Genomic DNA, 13,945 nt, shown 5'->3' on the forward strand with positions numbered 1-13,945 from the left:
ACCCGGGAAAGGCAAAAGTGATCGCCGGCGTTATTCGGGATTGCCCAATGTTTTCAACCGGTTCTTCTTCCAGATCGGCAGGCCGTGGCGGTGCTTTTTCTGCTGCGCGGCTACGGGGCCCCCGACCCGGACCGGCCGCTCGGCGAAGCGGCCCAGGCTGATCATCCGGTCATACATCACGATGGCGCCGGCGACCGCCAGGTTGACGCAGAACTTGGTCGGAATCTTGACGATGAAATCGCAGCGCGCCTGCAATTCGGGCGAGAGCGAATCCTGCTCGGCGCCCAGCACATAGGCAGCCGCGACCGGATGGGTGAAGCTCGGCAGGTCGACCGCGTCCTCGGTGATCTCGATCCCGATCAGCCGGCAATGCAGCGGCAGGGCGAAATCCTCGACCTTCTCGTAGAGCTGGACGGGGAGGCTGTTGAAGGCGGCCGACGTGTCGCTGGCCAGGACCGTCGGCACGTCGAACTCGGCCTTGATGGCAAAGGCGAAGCTCGCATTGAAGGCATGGGCCGTGCGCAGCACGGCGCCCAGATTCATCGGCTTCGAGATCCCTTCGACGCCGATCCCGAAATAGCCTCGCATCTTGGGGCCCGGCCCGGCCGTGGCATTGGACGCGCGGTCGCGCTTGGCTTCATTGCTCATGGGGCGGGAAGATAGCGTTCTAGGCCGCCGGCGCCAGCGGCTTTTCGGGTGGCTTTTCTTCGGGCTTTTCCTGCGGCTGGCGGGTGGCGAGGACCAGGCCGATCACGATCACGATGCTGCCCAGGATCCCGTCCAGGGTCGGTGTCTCGTCGAGGATGAAGAAGCCGAGGATGGTTGCGACCACCGGCTGGCCATAGCCCATCAGCGAGGCGAGACCGGTTGGCACGGTCTTCAGGCCGCGGTTGAAGAGGTTGTAGCTGACCAGGGTCAGCACCGCGTAGCCGACCACATAGGCCCAGCCCTGGAAGTCGCGCGGCACCGGCCGGCTGTCGGGCGCCGCCGGCATGACGCTGAGCGCATCCGCCGCGACCGGCGCGAAGGCGACCACGGCGGCACCGGCCGCGGCCCAGAAAATCAGCCAGAAGGAGACGATCTGGGTATCGTAGATTCGACAGAGCCGCGCCGAAATCAGCAGCGATCCCGTGTAGAAGAACGCGGCGGCGACCGCCATCAGGTTGCCGACCAGGCTCGATCGCCCGCCGGGATCGGCATCGGCAACCATCAAGAGCAGCCCGCCGAAGGCGATCAGGCCGCCGATCGCGACCCGCTTGGTGATCCGCTCCTTGAAGATCAGGTAATTCGCGATCGCCGCGATCAACGGATAGACCATCACGAGGACGGTGCCCTCGAGGATCGTGGTCCGCATCAGCGCCTCGTTCCAGAAGCAGAGGTCGCCGGCGAGGAACAGGCCGGCGAAGGCGGCCCAGACCATGGCGCGCGGCGGGAGCAGGAAAGAGCGCCGGATCAGGACGAGCGCGATCGGCAGTGCGATGGCCAGGCGCCAGAAAGCGGTTGACGCCGGATCGACCGGGCTGTCGCGCACCAGCACCGGGCCGATACCCGAGAGGATAACGGCGAGCACCATCAGATGGATTGCTGCGCGCAAGGCGCCCCCGGATCCCTGTTTTCCGAGCCGAAGCCGGAACGCCGACTCGGATGTGATTTTTGTCTCCGGCCACAGTCTCGCGGCTTCTCCGTCGCGTCAAACAAAAGTTGTTGAGATCACACCCGCATCTGTATGCAGCTTGGCGCCGCTCAGAGCGTGCCGGCGCGCAGGCCTGCGAGCACCAGCTGCAGCACCGCCTTGATCTCCGGCGTGGTATCGCGGCCGCCGGATTCCTTCACGTGATACGGATGGTGGAAGCGCGAGGTCGCATTGAGCACGGCGATGGCGGCGGTGTCCGCATTCTTCACCTTGAAAGCGCCTTGCGCGACGCCGTCGCGGATGAGCTGCGCGATCTGCTGCTGCAGCTCGCCGACATGACTCTCGATCACCGCGCGCGCGTCCTGGGCGATCGCGTGATAGGCGGCGAAGAGCTCGGGATCGTTCAGGACTTTGGCGCGCTTCTGCGCCGCCAGGGTCAGCACCCAGCGCTCCAGCCGCTCGGCGGCATCGCCCTCTTCCGCGACGATGGCACGCAGCGGCGCCATGATCTTGGCCAGCCACTGCTCGGCGACGGCATCCTGCAGCTCGGACTTGCTGGCGAAATGGCGATAGACGTTGGCATGGCTCATGTCGAGCGCCCGCGCAACGTCCACCACCGAGGTCTTGGCGATGCCATGTTTCCGCAGCAGATCCTCCGCCGCCGCGAGGATGCGCTCGCGGGTCTCGCTGCCTTTGCCTTCTTGTTCGGCTTTACGGATGGCGGGCTTCTTCATCCTCTCCTTATCAGGCGGAGCGGCGCTCGCTGTCCAGCATCTGCATCTGCCGCGCGTCATAGCGGGTGCCGGCGACGGCGCTGGCCGGGACCGCGGCCTCGATCTGGGCGAGATCCGCTTGGGAGAGCTTGATCTCCGTGGCCTGAACAGCCTCGGCGAGACGCTTGCGGTTCTTGGTGCCGACCAGCGGGATGATGTCGTAGCCGCGAGTCAGCGCCCAGGCGATCGCCAGCTGGGCGGAGCTGACGCCCAGCTCCTGGGCGAGAGTCTCGAGCTGTTGCGCAAGGGTCAGGTTGTTGGCGAGATTCTCGCCCTGGAAGCGCGGCGTGTGTGCGCGGAAGTCGCCGGGCCTGGAAAAGTCGCTGGCCTTCAATCCGCCGAGCAGGCCGCGGCCGAGCACGCCATAGGCGGTGACCGCAATCCCGAGCTCGCGCAAGGTCGGCAGGATCTCCGTCTCGATGCTGCGGGTCATCAATCCGTATTCGATCTGCAAGCCGGCGATCGGATGCACCTTATGCGCCCGGCGGATCGTTGCCGCACCCATCTCGGAAAGGCCGATATGGCGGATGTATCCGGCCTTCACCAGCTCGGCCATCGCGCCGACGGTCTCCTCGATCGGGACCGCGGGATCAAGTCGCGCGGGCATGTAGAGATCGATGTAATCGGTACCGAGCCGCTTCAGCGAATAGGCGACTGCGGTCTTCACCGCCGCCGGCCGCGCATCGAAGCCGAGGAAGGAACTGTCGGGCGCCCGCTGCGCGCCGAATTTTACCTGAATGAACATGCGGTTGCGCTTGCCGCCCTTGATCGCCTCGCGCAGCAGCAGCTCGTTATGACCCATGCCGTAGAAGTCGCCGGTATCGAACAGCGTGATACCGGCCTCGAGCGCGGCATCGATGGTGGCAAGACTCTCCTTGTCGTCCGCCGGCCCGTAAAAGTCCGACATACCCATGCAGCCGAGACCGATGGCGGAGACGAGCGGCCCGTTCGAGCCGAGACGACGCTGTTCCATGAAAAGCTCCTCTGGGGAAGTGACCAGTGACAAAATATGTAATTTGTCACTCTCGTCAAGAGGCGCTGCTGAATTTTTCTCTGAGGGTTCCGACCGCGCGGTCGATGAAGAGCCGGGCCTTGACCGCGAGGTGCCTGCCGGCGGGATGGACAATGTGGACCGGGACCGGTGGTTGCGGCTCGTCCTCCAGCACCCGGACCAGCTTGCCCTCGGCCTCGGCGATGGCGGTCTGGTAGGACAGCAGCCGGACGATCCCGCCGTCGCCGACCGCGGCATCGAGCGCCGCCTGCACCGAGTTCACCGTCAACCGCGGCTGGATCGGCACCGAAACGGTCTGGCCCCGGCGTTCGAAGCTCCAGCGGTCGGCGACCGGGCGGACGCCGGTGGTGGCGATGACCGCATGACGGCTCAAGTCCTCGACCCGGCGGGGCATCCCATGGGCGGCGACATAGTGCGGGCTGGCGCAGCAGATCCGTTGCACCTGCCCGACCAGGATCGCCTGCAAGCTGGAATCCGGCAGTTGCGCGATTCGGAGGCCGAGATCGATACCCTCGTCGATATAGGAGACGATGCGGTTCAGCAGCAGCAGTGAGACATCCACCTGCCGGTACTCGGCCATATAGGCCTGCACGATCGGCAGGATATGCAGGCGCCCGAACATCTCCGGTGCGGTCACCGTCAGCAGGCCCTGCGGCACCTGCTGCTCGCCCGCTGCCGAGAGCTCCAACTCGGAGAACTCGGCAAGGGCGCGCCTAGCGCGTTCGAGATAGCGGGCCCCGGCATCGGTCAAGGCGACGGCCCGCGTGGTGCGGTTGAACAGGCGGATGCCCAGCCGGTCTTCCAGGCTGGCCACCGCCCTTGTCATTGCCGCCGGCGAGCGCCCGAGTCGTCGCGCTGCACCGACGAAGCTGCCGGCCTCGGCCACGGCGACGAAGATCTCGACGGCTTCCAGGCGATCCATGATTAATGCAAAAAATGAAATAGAGAAGGCCAGACTAAGCCATTTATGGCAGCGCTAGAAATAATAAATATGAGGTTCTCGCAGCACTGGAGACCCTCATGCGCCCGACCCGACCGATCACCCTCTACGGCTTCAAGCTTTCCGGCCACTCGCACCGGGCGGAGCTGATGCTCCGTCTCCTCGGCCTGCCCTTCACCTACCAAGCCATCGATCTTGCGAGCGGGGAGCAGCGGGGGGAGGCCTTCCGCCGGCTCAATCCCTTCGCGACCGTGCCGGTGATCGACGACGCTGGGACCGTCATCGGGGATTCGGTCGCGATCCTGGTCTATCTCGCCAGCCGCTACGACCCGGACCGGACCTGGTTGCCGGCCGATCCGGTGACGGCGGCCGAGGTGCAGCGCTGGCTCTCGGTGGCCCAGGGCTGGCTGGCCTTCGGCCCGGCCCGGGCCCGGATCGTCCTGAAGTTCGGCGGACAATACGATCTCGCCGCTGCCCAGACTCTGGCCGAGCGCCTGTTCAAGATCCTGGAAGCGGAACTCGAGGGCCGGGCCTTCCTGGTCGGCGACCGTGCGACCCTGGCTGACATCGCGCTCTACAGCTACACCGCGGTCGCGCCGGAGGGTGGCATCCGGCTCGAGCCCTATCCCGCCATCCAGGCCTGGCTGAAGCGGGTCGAAGCCCTGCCGCATTTCGAAGGAATGCCGCGATGATCGCCAACACCTGGCATGACGGCGAACGGGCCGCGCAGGCCCGCGTCGGGACGGCCGAACATATGGCGGCGATCGGGCCGAAGGTCATTCGCGACTTCATGCCCGACCAGCACCGCCAGTTCTTCGAGCAGCTGCCCTTCGTCGTGGTGGGCTCGCTCGATGCCGAGCATCGCCCCTGGGCCTCGATCCTCTCCGGGATGCCGGGCTTCGCCAGCAGCCCGCACCCGCGGCGGCTGGAGATCGAGGCCAACCCGCTGCCGGGAGATCCGCTGGGCGATGCGCTCGAGGTTGGCAATGCGCTCGGCTTCCTCGGCATCGAGCTGCCGACCCGGCGTCGCAACCGCATGAACGGCCATGTGGTCGCGCGCGACATGGCGGGCTTCGCCGTCCACGTGCGCGAGAGCTTCGGCAATTGCCCGCAATACATCCAGCGCCGCGACTACACCGCCTTCACGCCGCAAGCCGGTGCGGTCGAAAACTTCACCGGCCTGCCCACGGAAGCGGCGGATCTGATCCGCCGCGCCGACACGATGTTCGTCGCCTCGGCGGCGAAGCGCGCGGATGGAAAGTACAGCATCGACGTCTCGCATCGCGGCGGCCAGCCGGGGTTTCTCGGCCTCGACCGCGAGGGCGCGATCGTGGTGCCGGATTTCCGCGGCAACGGCTTCTTCCAGACCATCGGCAACCTGCTCGCTCACCCGCGCGCCGGCCTGCTGATCATGGACTTCGCCACCGGCGATCTCTTGCAGGTGACCGGCATAGCGGAAGTCGTCTGGGATGGCCGCGAAGTTGAAGCCTTTGCCGGTGCCGAGCGGCTCTGGAAGGTGCGGGTGGAATCCGGCCGCTGGCTGCGCGCCGGCTTCCCCTTGCGGTTCGGCGCGCCCGAACTCTCGCCCCGCTCGCTGGCGGTGGGCGTCTACGGCGGGTGAGGTTGCGCCGAACGCAAGGCTGATCACCGGTCGTTGCGGTTGTCCGGTCGCAATGCGGCGGCGAACATGGCCGTCCTGCCTTCGAAGACCCAGCCGGAGTAAGCCCGCGTGAGCAACATGGCCGCAACCGTTGACCGGAGCGATGCGGAGAAGACCGCCTTGGCGGTCCTGGGCGCGATCAGTTTCAGCCATCTGCTGAACGACATGATGCAGTCGCTGGTGCCTTCGATCTATCCGATCCTCAAGAGCGAATACGCTCTGAACTTCATGCAGCTCGGGTTCATCACCTATACCTTTCAGATCACGGCCTCGGTCCTGCAGCCGGTGGTTGGCCTCACCACCGACAAGAAGCCGCAGCCCTTCGCGCTGCCCATCGGCATGGGCTGCACGCTGATCGGCTTGCTGCTGCTGGCCTATGCGGGGAGTTATCCGATCCTGCTGGTGGGTGCCGCCATGGTCGGCATGGGCTCATCGGTGTTCCATCCAGAATCCTCGCGGGTCGCGCGTCTCGCCTCGGGGGGCCGGCACGGTCTGGCGCAGTCGGTGTTCCAGGTTGGTGGCAATATCGGCTCGGCTTCCGGCCCGCTGATGGCGGCCTTCATCGTTATCCCAAACGGACAGAAGAGCCTGGCCTGGTTCTCGCTGGCGGCCCTGGTGGCGATCTCCGTGCTCTATGGCGTCGCGAGCTGGTATCAGTCGCATCGCCGCGCCCGCGCTGCGAAGCCCAAAGCTGAGATCGTCCGGCCCAATCTCACCAGGCGGCAAGTCACCGTGGCGCTGCTGGTGCTGCTGGCCCTGATCTTCTCCAAGTTCTTCTACACGGAGAGTCTTCGGAGCTATTACACCTTCTACCTGATCGACCGCTTCCATGTGTCGGTCCAGAACGCGCTGATCTTCCTCTTCGTCTTCCTCGGCGCCTTCGCCGCGGGCACGCTGGCAGGCGGGCCGATCGGCGACATGATCGGGCGGAAGCGCGTGATCTGGTTCTCGATCCTGGGGCCGCTGCCCTTTACCCTGCTGTTGCCGCATGTCGGCCTGTTCTGGACCGTGGCGCTGACTGTCGTGATCGGCGTGATCCTGTCCTCGGCCTTCTCGGCGATCCTGGTCTATGCCCAGGAGCTGGTGCCCGGCCGTGTCGGCATGATCGCCGGCCTGTTCTTCGGCCTTGCCTTCGGCATGGGCGGCATCGGCGCCGCGGTCCTCGGCGCGCTCGCCGACCGGACCAGCGTCGAGTTCGTCTATTCGGTCTGCGCCTGGCTGCCGGCGATCGGCCTGCTGACGGTGCTGCTGCCTAATCTCGAGACCGCGCGGCAGCGCAGCCGGAAGGCGGCGCAAAGCTAACTTGCTTCCGGACGCGGCACATTCCATGGTGCAGCCCTGAAAAGAATTCAGGACGCGCCATGCAAGACGACCACGAACACGGCCACCATCACCACCACCACCCTGTTCATCCGGCGCCGCAGTTCCGCGACCTGCCCGCGGTGCCGACCGATGGCAGCCCGCTGCTGATCGACGTCTGGCGCGGCAACCTGATCGAGAGCCGACACGAGGTGCACGGCGCGGTGGTCGATTCCCATGGCGGCGTCATTGTCGCATGGGGTGATTTCGAGGCGCCGATCTACGGCCGCTCGGCGATCAAGCCGCTGCTCGCGTTGCTGCTGGTCGAGTCCGGCGCCGCCGACAAATATGCGCTCGGCGACCGCGAGATCGCGCTCGCGTGTGCCTCGCATAACGGCGAGCCCGGCCATGTCGATGCGGTGAAGGCTTGGCTCGGCAGGGTCGGTCTTACGGTCGATGACCTCGAATGCGGCCCGCAGGCGCCGAGCCACGAGCCGGCCTTGCGCGCGATGTATGAGGCGCATGAAGGCCCGACCCGGGAACGCAACAACTGCTCGGGCAAGCATACCGGCTTTCTCACCGCCGCGGTGCATCTCGGCTTCCCGACCAAGGGCTATCTCCAATATGAGCACCCGCTGCAGCAGCGCCTGGTCGGCATCCTCGAGCAGATGTCCGGCTTCAGCCTGACCGGCGTGCCGCGCGGCATCGATGGCTGCGGCATCCCGACCATCGCTTTTCCGATCGGCCATCATGCCTTCGCGATGGCGCAGTTCGCCGATCCGCATCATCTCCCCGATGCGCGGGCGGATGCCTGCCGCCGCATTGCCAAGGCGATGACGAGCGAGCCCTGGTACGTCGCCGGCACCAACCGCTATTGCACCCAGGTGATGGAGGTCACCGGCGCCAAGGCGGCGATCAAGACCGGTGCCGAGGGCGTCTATATGGGGGCGCTGCCGGAGCATGGCCTCGGCATCTGCCTGAAGGTCGCGGATGGCGGCGGCCGTGCCTCGGAAGTGGCGATGGGCGCCGTGCTGCGCCATCTCGGCGTGATCGACGAAGCTGCCGAGGCGAAGCTGCAGGCGGTGATCGAGCCGGCGATCAAGAACTGGGCCGGCACCATCACCGGCAAGATCGCACCCGGCACCGAGGCGCGGTTCTGAATCACCGTCTCCCTCAACAATGTCCGCATAAGTGACAATCATGCGCGCACTGCAATGCCAGGTTCTCAGCAAGCCTTCTGATCTGAAGCTGGTCGAGATTCCCGATCTGCCGTCGCCGAAGGCCGGCGAGATCAAGGTCAAGGTCGCTTCGGCAGGCCTGAACTTCGCCGACACGCTGATGATCGCCGGGCAGTATCAGCAGAAGCCCGAGTTGCCGTTCACCCCCGGGCTTGAACTCGCCGGCACGGTCCTGGAAGTCGGTCCCGGTGAGACGCGGATCAAGATCGGCGATCCGGTGATGGCGGCGGTCGACCACGGCGGCTTTGCCGAACAGGCGATCGTGCGCGCCGCGGATGCGGTGCCGATTCCTTCTGGCATGGATCCGGTGGTGGCGGGTGGCTTCGTCATCGCCTACGGCACCTCTTACGGCGCGCTGGTTTGGAAGGCACGGCTCCAGGAAGGCGAACTGCTGCTGGTCCATGGCGCCGCCGGCGGCGTCGGCCTGACCGCGGTCGAGATCGGCAAGGCCCTGGGTGCCAAAGTGATCGCGACGGCGGGCGGCGCCGACAAATGCGCGGTCGCGAAGCAGCACGGCGCCGATTGGACCATCGACTACAAGTCAGAGAACGTCCGCGACCGGGTGAAGGCGATCGCGGCCGCGCTCGGGCGCGAGGGCGCTGACGTGGTCTACGATCCGGTCGGCGGCGAGATCTTCGACGCCTCGCTGCGCTGCGTCGCCTGGGGCGCGCGGTTGCTGGTGGTCGGCTTCGCCGCCGGGCAGATTCAGAAGATTCCGGCCAATATCCTGCTGGTGAAGAATATCGACGCCCAGGGCTTCTATTGGGGCTCCTACCGCCGTCACCAGCCCGAACGCATCGTGGATTGCTTCGCCGGCCTGGGGCGGATGCATGCCGCGGGGCAGCTAAAGCCGCATATTTCCCATCGATTCGATCTGGCGGATTTTACTCAAGCTTTCGATATCCTGGTGACGCGCAAGTCCACCGGGAAGGTCGTGCTGACGACCTGACCGAAGCCTTACAGATGTCAGGGTCTTGCACCCCGCCCCGACTTGGTTAGGATGCGCCCAAGAATGAGCACCAAGAATCGGCCCGGCTAAATGCTCTCTGAATCGCGCCTGCTGCTGAAGCTCTGGCTGAAGAACCCGCTGAAGATCGGCGCTGTCGCCGCGAGCAGCCCGGAGCTTGCCGCCGCCATGGCCCGGCATATTCCGCTCGGGAGCGAAGGCTATGTGGTCGAGCTCGGCGGCGGCACCGGGCCGGTGACCCGCGCCATCCTCGATACCGGCCTGCCGCCCGATCGCCTGATCGTGGTCGAGCGCGATCCGGTGCTGCACCGGCATCTGGCGGCGCGCTATCCGACCGTGCGGGTGTTGCAGGGCGATGCCATGCATCTCCAGCAGCTGCTGCGGCGCGAGGGCATCCATCCGGTGAAATGCATCGTCTCCAGCCTGCCGCTGCTCTCAATGAAGAAGGCGATCCAGCATCGCATCGGCGCCCAGGCCTTCGCCGTGCTCGAGCCGGGCGCGCCCTTCATCCAGTTCACCTATGGCTTGTTCTCACCATTGAACCGCCGCCTGCTCGGCGTCAGCGGCACGGTCGAGGACCGCGTGCTGCAGAACCTGCCCCCAGCCAGCGTCTGGCTCTACCGCAAGAGCGGGCGCAACCACCACGCCGAGGCGGCTTAGGCGCTACGCCTCTTTGTCTTCATAAATGAAATAGACCAGATCCAGCGGTGGCGGCGCCACGCGGGTCGATGAGATCATGGCATGCGCCTGGCCGCGGTGATGGGTCTGGTGGTTGAAGAAATGCGCCAGCACCGGAAGCATCTCCGACGATTTCGGTTCGCCCGCCGTGTTCTTGTATTCGAACACGGAATCGATCCGTGCCTGCGGCAGCTCGCGGAAGAAGGCGATGATGCGCTGGTCCTCGGCCTCGCGCGCGGCGGTCAGCTCGGCGAATTCCTCATAGGGCGCTTCGTCGAGCCGCTTGTGATCGGAAAGCTTTCCGACGAAGCGGGCCATCCAGATCCGGTCGGTCACGACCATGTGGTTGAGCGTCTTCGCGATCGATGGGAAGAAGCCGCTGCGCGGCGCGTGGATTTCTTCGGGCTCGAGCTGCGCAACCACGCCGTAGATGCGGCGGTTGGCCCAGCGGTTGTAGCGCGCCATGCGCTCGAAATGTGCTTTCATCCCCACAACTCCCGAACGAAGTCAGCCAGCAAATATTCCGGCAGGAAAGTCAGGCCGGATCAAAACAGATTCGCCCCCGATCCCCAACCGCGACTCTCGGGAGCCGTCGCGGTTGGGTCCGAGGGAGAGGAAACGGAAGAACGAAATCCCAGCCAAGTGAAGTCGACCGGCGTTACGCCTTCCAGAACGGCTTCACGTATTCGGCGTCGACCTCGGCGCGGCTGACGCCGATGTCGTGCAGGATGTAATCCGGCATCTGGTAGAGGTGGCTGCGGGCGCGACGGCGCTCCGACCATTCGGAGACCCGGTTGAACAGGCCAACCAGGCCTTCGCCGATATAGGAATTGCGACGCGTGATACCCAGATTGCTGATGACCTGTGCCATGATTTCCCTCACATCTCACGGGGACCGGACCGGGAGTGGCCGTTGCCCTTGGCCTTAACCTGTGCTTGAAATGCGCATGGCACAAATGATCGTTTCTAACTTGTTCTGTTAGGCAACCTCACAAGTCGGGAGCCGGGGTAAGTCCCTGATCATGGCCGCTTTTCCACCGCTTAAAGCCGTGCGCTACTTCGAAAGCGCCGCTCGCCACCTCAGTTTTTCGAAGGCGGCGGAGGAGCTCAACGTCACCCATTCGGCGATCAGCCATCAGATCAAGGCGCTGGAGGAGTGGGTCGGGCAGCCGCTGTTCGACCGCACCGGCCGCGCGCTGCGCCTGACCGAGGCGGGGCGCCAGTTCCTGCCGCCGGTCCGGAGCGCCTTTCAGCAATTGGCCGATGCCGCGCAGGATCTCCGCCAGCTCTGCCATGGTGGGCCGCTGACGGTCAGCGTGCTGCCTTCGCTCGCGTCGAAATGGTTGGTGCCGCGCCTGTTCGACTTCCGCGCCCGGCATCCGGAGATCGAGGTCAGGATCTCGGCGACCGAACGCGTCGAGCAGATCGGCCAGGGCGGCATCGACATCGCGATCCGCTATGGCCGCGGCAAATGGCCGAACGTCGATTCCGAACTGCTGCTGAAGGACGATCTCTTTCCGATCGTCAGTCCCGCGCTGCTGAGCGGCGAACAGAAGCTCAAGGAGCCCCGCGATCTCGCCCATTTCACCTTGCTCTCCGACACCACCTGGCAGGCGGCGCAGTTCGATTTCTGGCAGCAATGGCTGGAGCATGCCGGCGTCACCGGGCTCGAATTGAAGTCCGGCGGCTTCGCCTTCAACTATTCGAACCTGCTGATCCAGGCGGCAATCGACGGGCTGGGCGTGGCACTCGGCAACACCATGCTGGCCAGCGACGACCTCAAGGCCGGCCGGCTGGTGCGGCCGTTCGACATCTCGGTGCCTTTGGACACCGGCTATTACGTGGTCTATGTGCGCGACGCGCTGAAGCGCCCGAAGATCAAGGCCTTCCGCGACTGGGTCATGGACCAGGTGGCACCCTTCCGCGCCGAGATGTCACCGGAACGCGAACAGCTTGGCGAAGCGCTCGGGCAGAAGCTCGGCAAGAAGCTCGACGGCGCGCCGGTCCAGTAGGGGAGAAAATGTCCGCATTCGCGGACCGACCCGGTGATCTCTCTCCGGGCACAAAATGCCCGGATTAGCTCCGGGCATGACCATTGGATTCAGTGATCGAACAGCGCCGGCTCTTTCGGGCTGCGCGCAGGCACCGCGAGATCCGTGGTCGCGACCGGCGCGGCCGCCGGTTCCGCCGCGGGTGCGGCCGGCGGTGCCGACTGCACCTCCGGCGTCGGCGGCGGCACGACCACGGCGGGTTCAGGCGTGGGCGTCGGCGCGGGAGCGACAGCTGGGGCCGGGGCGGTTGCGACCTCGGTGCTGGTAAAATCGGGCACGGGCGCCGGCGGCGTCACCGAAGTCGTGCCGGGTTCCGGCTGGGGCGTCGGAGCCGCGGCCGTGGCGGCTGGCGCGGGTGCCGGCTGCTGCAGATCCAGGGGTTGGGTGACGGTTTGCGCCGGCGCGGGTGCCGGTGTCGGCGCGGTTGACGGCACCGGCTGCAACTCCAGGGGCTCGGTCACCGTGGCGGTGGCGGCGGGTGCCGGCGCCGGGGCTGTGGCGGGCGCCGGAAGCGGCGCAGCGGCAACGGTAGGCTCTGCCGGTGCTGGGGTCAGCGCCGGCGCCGGCGCGGGTTCAGGTGCCGGCGGTGGCGTCGGCTGCGGGGCGGGCGCCGGTTCAGCGGCGGCGACGGGCGCGGCTGCCGGTTCAGCAGCGGGTGCCGGCGCCGGGACCGGCTCGGCCGGCGGCGTTGCCGCGGCGGTGGCGGTGCCGGGCAGGGCGTTGGGGTCGCGCGGCTGCCAGGCCGCTGCCTGGGCCTTGGCGCGCACGACATCGGTCGGGCTCATATTCGCTTCTAGCGCCGCGGCACGCGTCGCGCCTTCCGCGACACCGTTGGCGGCCGCGAGATCGAACCAGCTGTGCGCCGTCACCAAGTCCTGCGGCACGCCCTTGCCCTCGGCATAGAGCTGGCCCAAAGCCAGCATCGACGGGCCGTCCTTGGCATTAGCGGCGGTCTGGAAATGATCCATGGCCTGGATGTAGTCGGGCTGGCCGGTATAGCCGGCCTGGAACAGCAGGCCGAGATTATATTCGGCCTCGGTGCTGCCTTGCGCCGCCGCCTTCTGGAACCAGTCATGGGCAATCTTGGCATTGCGGGTGACCGCATTGCCCTTGAGGTACATCAGGCCGATCTCGTTCAGCGCCGCTCCGGTGCCGGCCTTCTCGAAGTAGGAGACCGCGAGGCGGCCGTCGGGCTTCAGCCCCGGACCGCCGTCGCGGAACAGATAGGCGAGCTTCATCGCCGCCTTCGGATGGCCGAGGTCGGCGGCGCGAACGTACCAGCCGGCCGCCTGCTGCATGTCCTGCGGCACGCCGCGGCCGCTTTCGTAGAGCAGGCCGAGCGAATACTGCGCGTACATCTGCGAACCCTGGATCAACTGGGCAGCATTGGGGCCGAGCGCCGTGCCGTCGAACTTGGGTGCCAAGTCGAGCTCGGCGGCGATCCGGTAGTAGGTGGCGGCCTGCTGATAGTCCGGCGCACCGGCGGAGCCCGATTCATAGAGCCGGCCGAGGTTGTAGGCCGCAACCGGATTGCCGAGCTTCGCCTCCTCGTCCAGCAGGGGTATCGCCGCGGCAAAATCTCCGGCTTCGAGCGCCGCTTCGGCGGCGCGGTAGTCCGCGTAGGCGGGCCCAATTGCAAAAAGGCTGACGGCGGTGGCGAGCAGAAGCGAAGAGCGGCGCATTGGCGATCCCAA

General features: G+C 66.3%; 15 protein-coding genes. 7 read left to right on the forward strand and 8 right to left on the reverse strand.

The window, feature by feature from the left end; genetic code table 11:
• Nucleotides 1-30: 30 nt before the first annotated feature.
• From ACYQ4T_RS17610 to ACYQ4T_RS17630, 5 genes are all read right to left on the reverse strand, one after another.
• On the reverse strand, nucleotides 31-648 hold the full coding sequence (locus tag ACYQ4T_RS17610; protein ID WP_459856816.1) for an RNA methyltransferase: 618 nt from the start codon (nucleotides 646-648) through the stop codon (nucleotides 31-33).
• 19 nt (nucleotides 649-667) lie between these two features.
• Nucleotides 668-1,573 carry a DMT family transporter gene (locus ACYQ4T_RS17615; RefSeq protein WP_459856819.1) on the reverse strand — a complete coding sequence of 302 codons (906 nt, stop codon included), beginning with the start codon at nucleotides 1,571-1,573 and terminating at the stop codon, nucleotides 668-670.
• A gap of 170 nt (nucleotides 1,574-1,743) precedes the next feature.
• Nucleotides 1,744-2,367 (reverse strand): TetR family transcriptional regulator, encoded by a 624-nt coding sequence (locus ACYQ4T_RS17620; RefSeq protein WP_459856822.1) that lies wholly within the window; start codon nucleotides 2,365-2,367, stop codon nucleotides 1,744-1,746.
• A 10-nt stretch (nucleotides 2,368-2,377) separates the two neighbouring features.
• Nucleotides 2,378-3,379, reverse strand: coding sequence for an aldo/keto reductase (locus ACYQ4T_RS17625; protein ID WP_459856824.1), 1,002 nt, complete (start codon nucleotides 3,377-3,379; stop codon nucleotides 2,378-2,380).
• Between the two features lie 55 nt (nucleotides 3,380-3,434).
• Nucleotides 3,435-4,340 (reverse strand): LysR family transcriptional regulator, encoded by a 906-nt coding sequence (locus ACYQ4T_RS17630; protein ID WP_459856827.1) that lies wholly within the window; start codon nucleotides 4,338-4,340, stop codon nucleotides 3,435-3,437.
• Between the two features lie 98 nt (nucleotides 4,341-4,438).
• Here ACYQ4T_RS17630 and ACYQ4T_RS17635 point away from each other — a divergent pair, with 98 nt between their 5' ends.
• The 6 genes from ACYQ4T_RS17635 to ACYQ4T_RS17660 all read left to right on the forward strand — a co-directional run bounded on the left by ACYQ4T_RS17635 (nucleotide 4,439) and on the right by ACYQ4T_RS17660 (nucleotide 10,182).
• On the forward strand, nucleotides 4,439-5,050 hold the full coding sequence (locus ACYQ4T_RS17635) for a glutathione S-transferase family protein (protein WP_459856830.1): 612 nt from the start codon (nucleotides 4,439-4,441) through the stop codon (nucleotides 5,048-5,050).
• Entirely contained in the window at nucleotides 5,047-5,979 is a 933-nt protein-coding gene (locus tag ACYQ4T_RS17640; RefSeq protein WP_459856832.1) for a flavin-nucleotide-binding protein, read from the forward strand. The genes ACYQ4T_RS17635 and ACYQ4T_RS17640 overlap by 4 nt, the downstream gene beginning before the upstream one ends.
• A 117-nt stretch (nucleotides 5,980-6,096) precedes the next feature.
• A complete protein-coding gene (locus ACYQ4T_RS17645) occupies nucleotides 6,097-7,320 on the forward strand; it encodes an MFS transporter (RefSeq protein WP_459856834.1) in 1,224 nt (407 codons plus the stop codon).
• Between the two features lie 59 nt (nucleotides 7,321-7,379).
• Nucleotides 7,380-8,477: an asparaginase gene (locus tag ACYQ4T_RS17650; RefSeq protein ID WP_459856836.1), complete on the forward strand. Its 1,098-nt coding sequence runs from the start codon at nucleotides 7,380-7,382 to the stop codon at nucleotides 8,475-8,477.
• Nucleotides 8,478-8,517: 40 nt separating this feature from the next.
• Nucleotides 8,518-9,504 carry an NADPH:quinone oxidoreductase family protein gene (locus tag ACYQ4T_RS17655; protein WP_459856838.1) on the forward strand — a complete coding sequence of 329 codons (987 nt, stop codon included), beginning with the start codon at nucleotides 8,518-8,520 and terminating at the stop codon, nucleotides 9,502-9,504.
• A 90-nt stretch (nucleotides 9,505-9,594) separates the two neighbouring features.
• Nucleotides 9,595-10,182 (forward strand): class I SAM-dependent methyltransferase, encoded by a 588-nt coding sequence (locus ACYQ4T_RS17660; protein WP_459856841.1) that lies wholly within the window; start codon nucleotides 9,595-9,597, stop codon nucleotides 10,180-10,182.
• Between the two features lie 3 nt (nucleotides 10,183-10,185).
• Here ACYQ4T_RS17660 and ACYQ4T_RS17665 read toward each other — a convergent pair whose 3' ends face one another.
• On the reverse strand, nucleotides 10,186-10,686 hold the full coding sequence (locus ACYQ4T_RS17665) for a DinB family protein (protein ID WP_459856843.1): 501 nt from the start codon (nucleotides 10,684-10,686) through the stop codon (nucleotides 10,186-10,188).
• A 172-nt stretch (nucleotides 10,687-10,858) separates the two neighbouring features.
• On the reverse strand, nucleotides 10,859-11,071 hold the full coding sequence (locus ACYQ4T_RS17670; protein WP_459856846.1) for a DUF1127 domain-containing protein: 213 nt from the start codon (nucleotides 11,069-11,071) through the stop codon (nucleotides 10,859-10,861).
• A gap of 151 nt (nucleotides 11,072-11,222) precedes the next feature.
• Between ACYQ4T_RS17670 and ACYQ4T_RS17675 the strand changes: the two genes are divergently transcribed.
• The gene (locus ACYQ4T_RS17675) at nucleotides 11,223-12,212 is read left to right on the forward strand and encodes a transcriptional regulator GcvA (RefSeq protein ID WP_459856848.1); all 990 of its coding nucleotides are present in this window, start codon (nucleotides 11,223-11,225) and stop codon (nucleotides 12,210-12,212) included.
• 89 nt (nucleotides 12,213-12,301) lie between these two features.
• On the opposite strand, the gene ACYQ4T_RS17680 is transcribed toward ACYQ4T_RS17675, so the two are convergent.
• Entirely contained in the window at nucleotides 12,302-13,933 is a 1,632-nt protein-coding gene (locus tag ACYQ4T_RS17680; protein ID WP_459856851.1) for a tetratricopeptide repeat protein, read from the reverse strand.
• Between the last annotated feature and the right edge of the window lie 12 nt (nucleotides 13,934-13,945).

Source organism: Dongia sp. agr-C8, assembly GCF_054658695.1.

Coding starts and splice junctions, on each gene's coding strand:
- ACYQ4T_RS17625 (WP_459856824.1), bottom strand. CDS start 3,379: ATGGAACAGCGTCGTCTCGGCTCGAACGGGCCGCTCGTCTCCGCCATC.
- ACYQ4T_RS17665 (WP_459856843.1), bottom strand. CDS start 10,686: ATGAAAGCACATTTCGAGCGCATGGCGCGCTACAACCGCTGGGCCAAC.
- ACYQ4T_RS17675 (WP_459856848.1), top strand. CDS start 11,223: ATGGCCGCTTTTCCACCGCTTAAAGCCGTGCGCTACTTCGAAAGCGCC.
- ACYQ4T_RS17680 (WP_459856851.1), bottom strand. CDS start 13,933: ATGCGCCGCTCTTCGCTTCTGCTCGCCACCGCCGTCAGCCTTTTTGCA.
- ACYQ4T_RS17670 (WP_459856846.1), bottom strand. CDS start 11,071: ATGGCACAGGTCATCAGCAATCTGGGTATCACGCGTCGCAATTCCTAT.
- ACYQ4T_RS17640 (WP_459856832.1), top strand. CDS start 5,047: ATGATCGCCAACACCTGGCATGACGGCGAACGGGCCGCGCAGGCCCGC.
- ACYQ4T_RS17615 (WP_459856819.1), bottom strand. CDS start 1,573: ATGGTGCTCGCCGTTATCCTCTCGGGTATCGGCCCGGTGCTGGTGCGC.
- ACYQ4T_RS17610 (WP_459856816.1), bottom strand. CDS start 648: ATGAGCAATGAAGCCAAGCGCGACCGCGCGTCCAATGCCACGGCCGGG.
- ACYQ4T_RS17650 (WP_459856836.1), top strand. CDS start 7,380: ATGCAAGACGACCACGAACACGGCCACCATCACCACCACCACCCTGTT.
- ACYQ4T_RS17660 (WP_459856841.1), top strand. CDS start 9,595: ATGCTCTCTGAATCGCGCCTGCTGCTGAAGCTCTGGCTGAAGAACCCG.
- ACYQ4T_RS17655 (WP_459856838.1), top strand. CDS start 8,518: ATGCGCGCACTGCAATGCCAGGTTCTCAGCAAGCCTTCTGATCTGAAG.
- ACYQ4T_RS17620 (WP_459856822.1), bottom strand. CDS start 2,367: ATGAAGAAGCCCGCCATCCGTAAAGCCGAACAAGAAGGCAAAGGCAGC.
- ACYQ4T_RS17630 (WP_459856827.1), bottom strand. CDS start 4,340: ATGGATCGCCTGGAAGCCGTCGAGATCTTCGTCGCCGTGGCCGAGGCC.
- ACYQ4T_RS17635 (WP_459856830.1), top strand. CDS start 4,439: ATGCGCCCGACCCGACCGATCACCCTCTACGGCTTCAAGCTTTCCGGC.
- ACYQ4T_RS17645 (WP_459856834.1), top strand. CDS start 6,097: ATGGCCGCAACCGTTGACCGGAGCGATGCGGAGAAGACCGCCTTGGCG.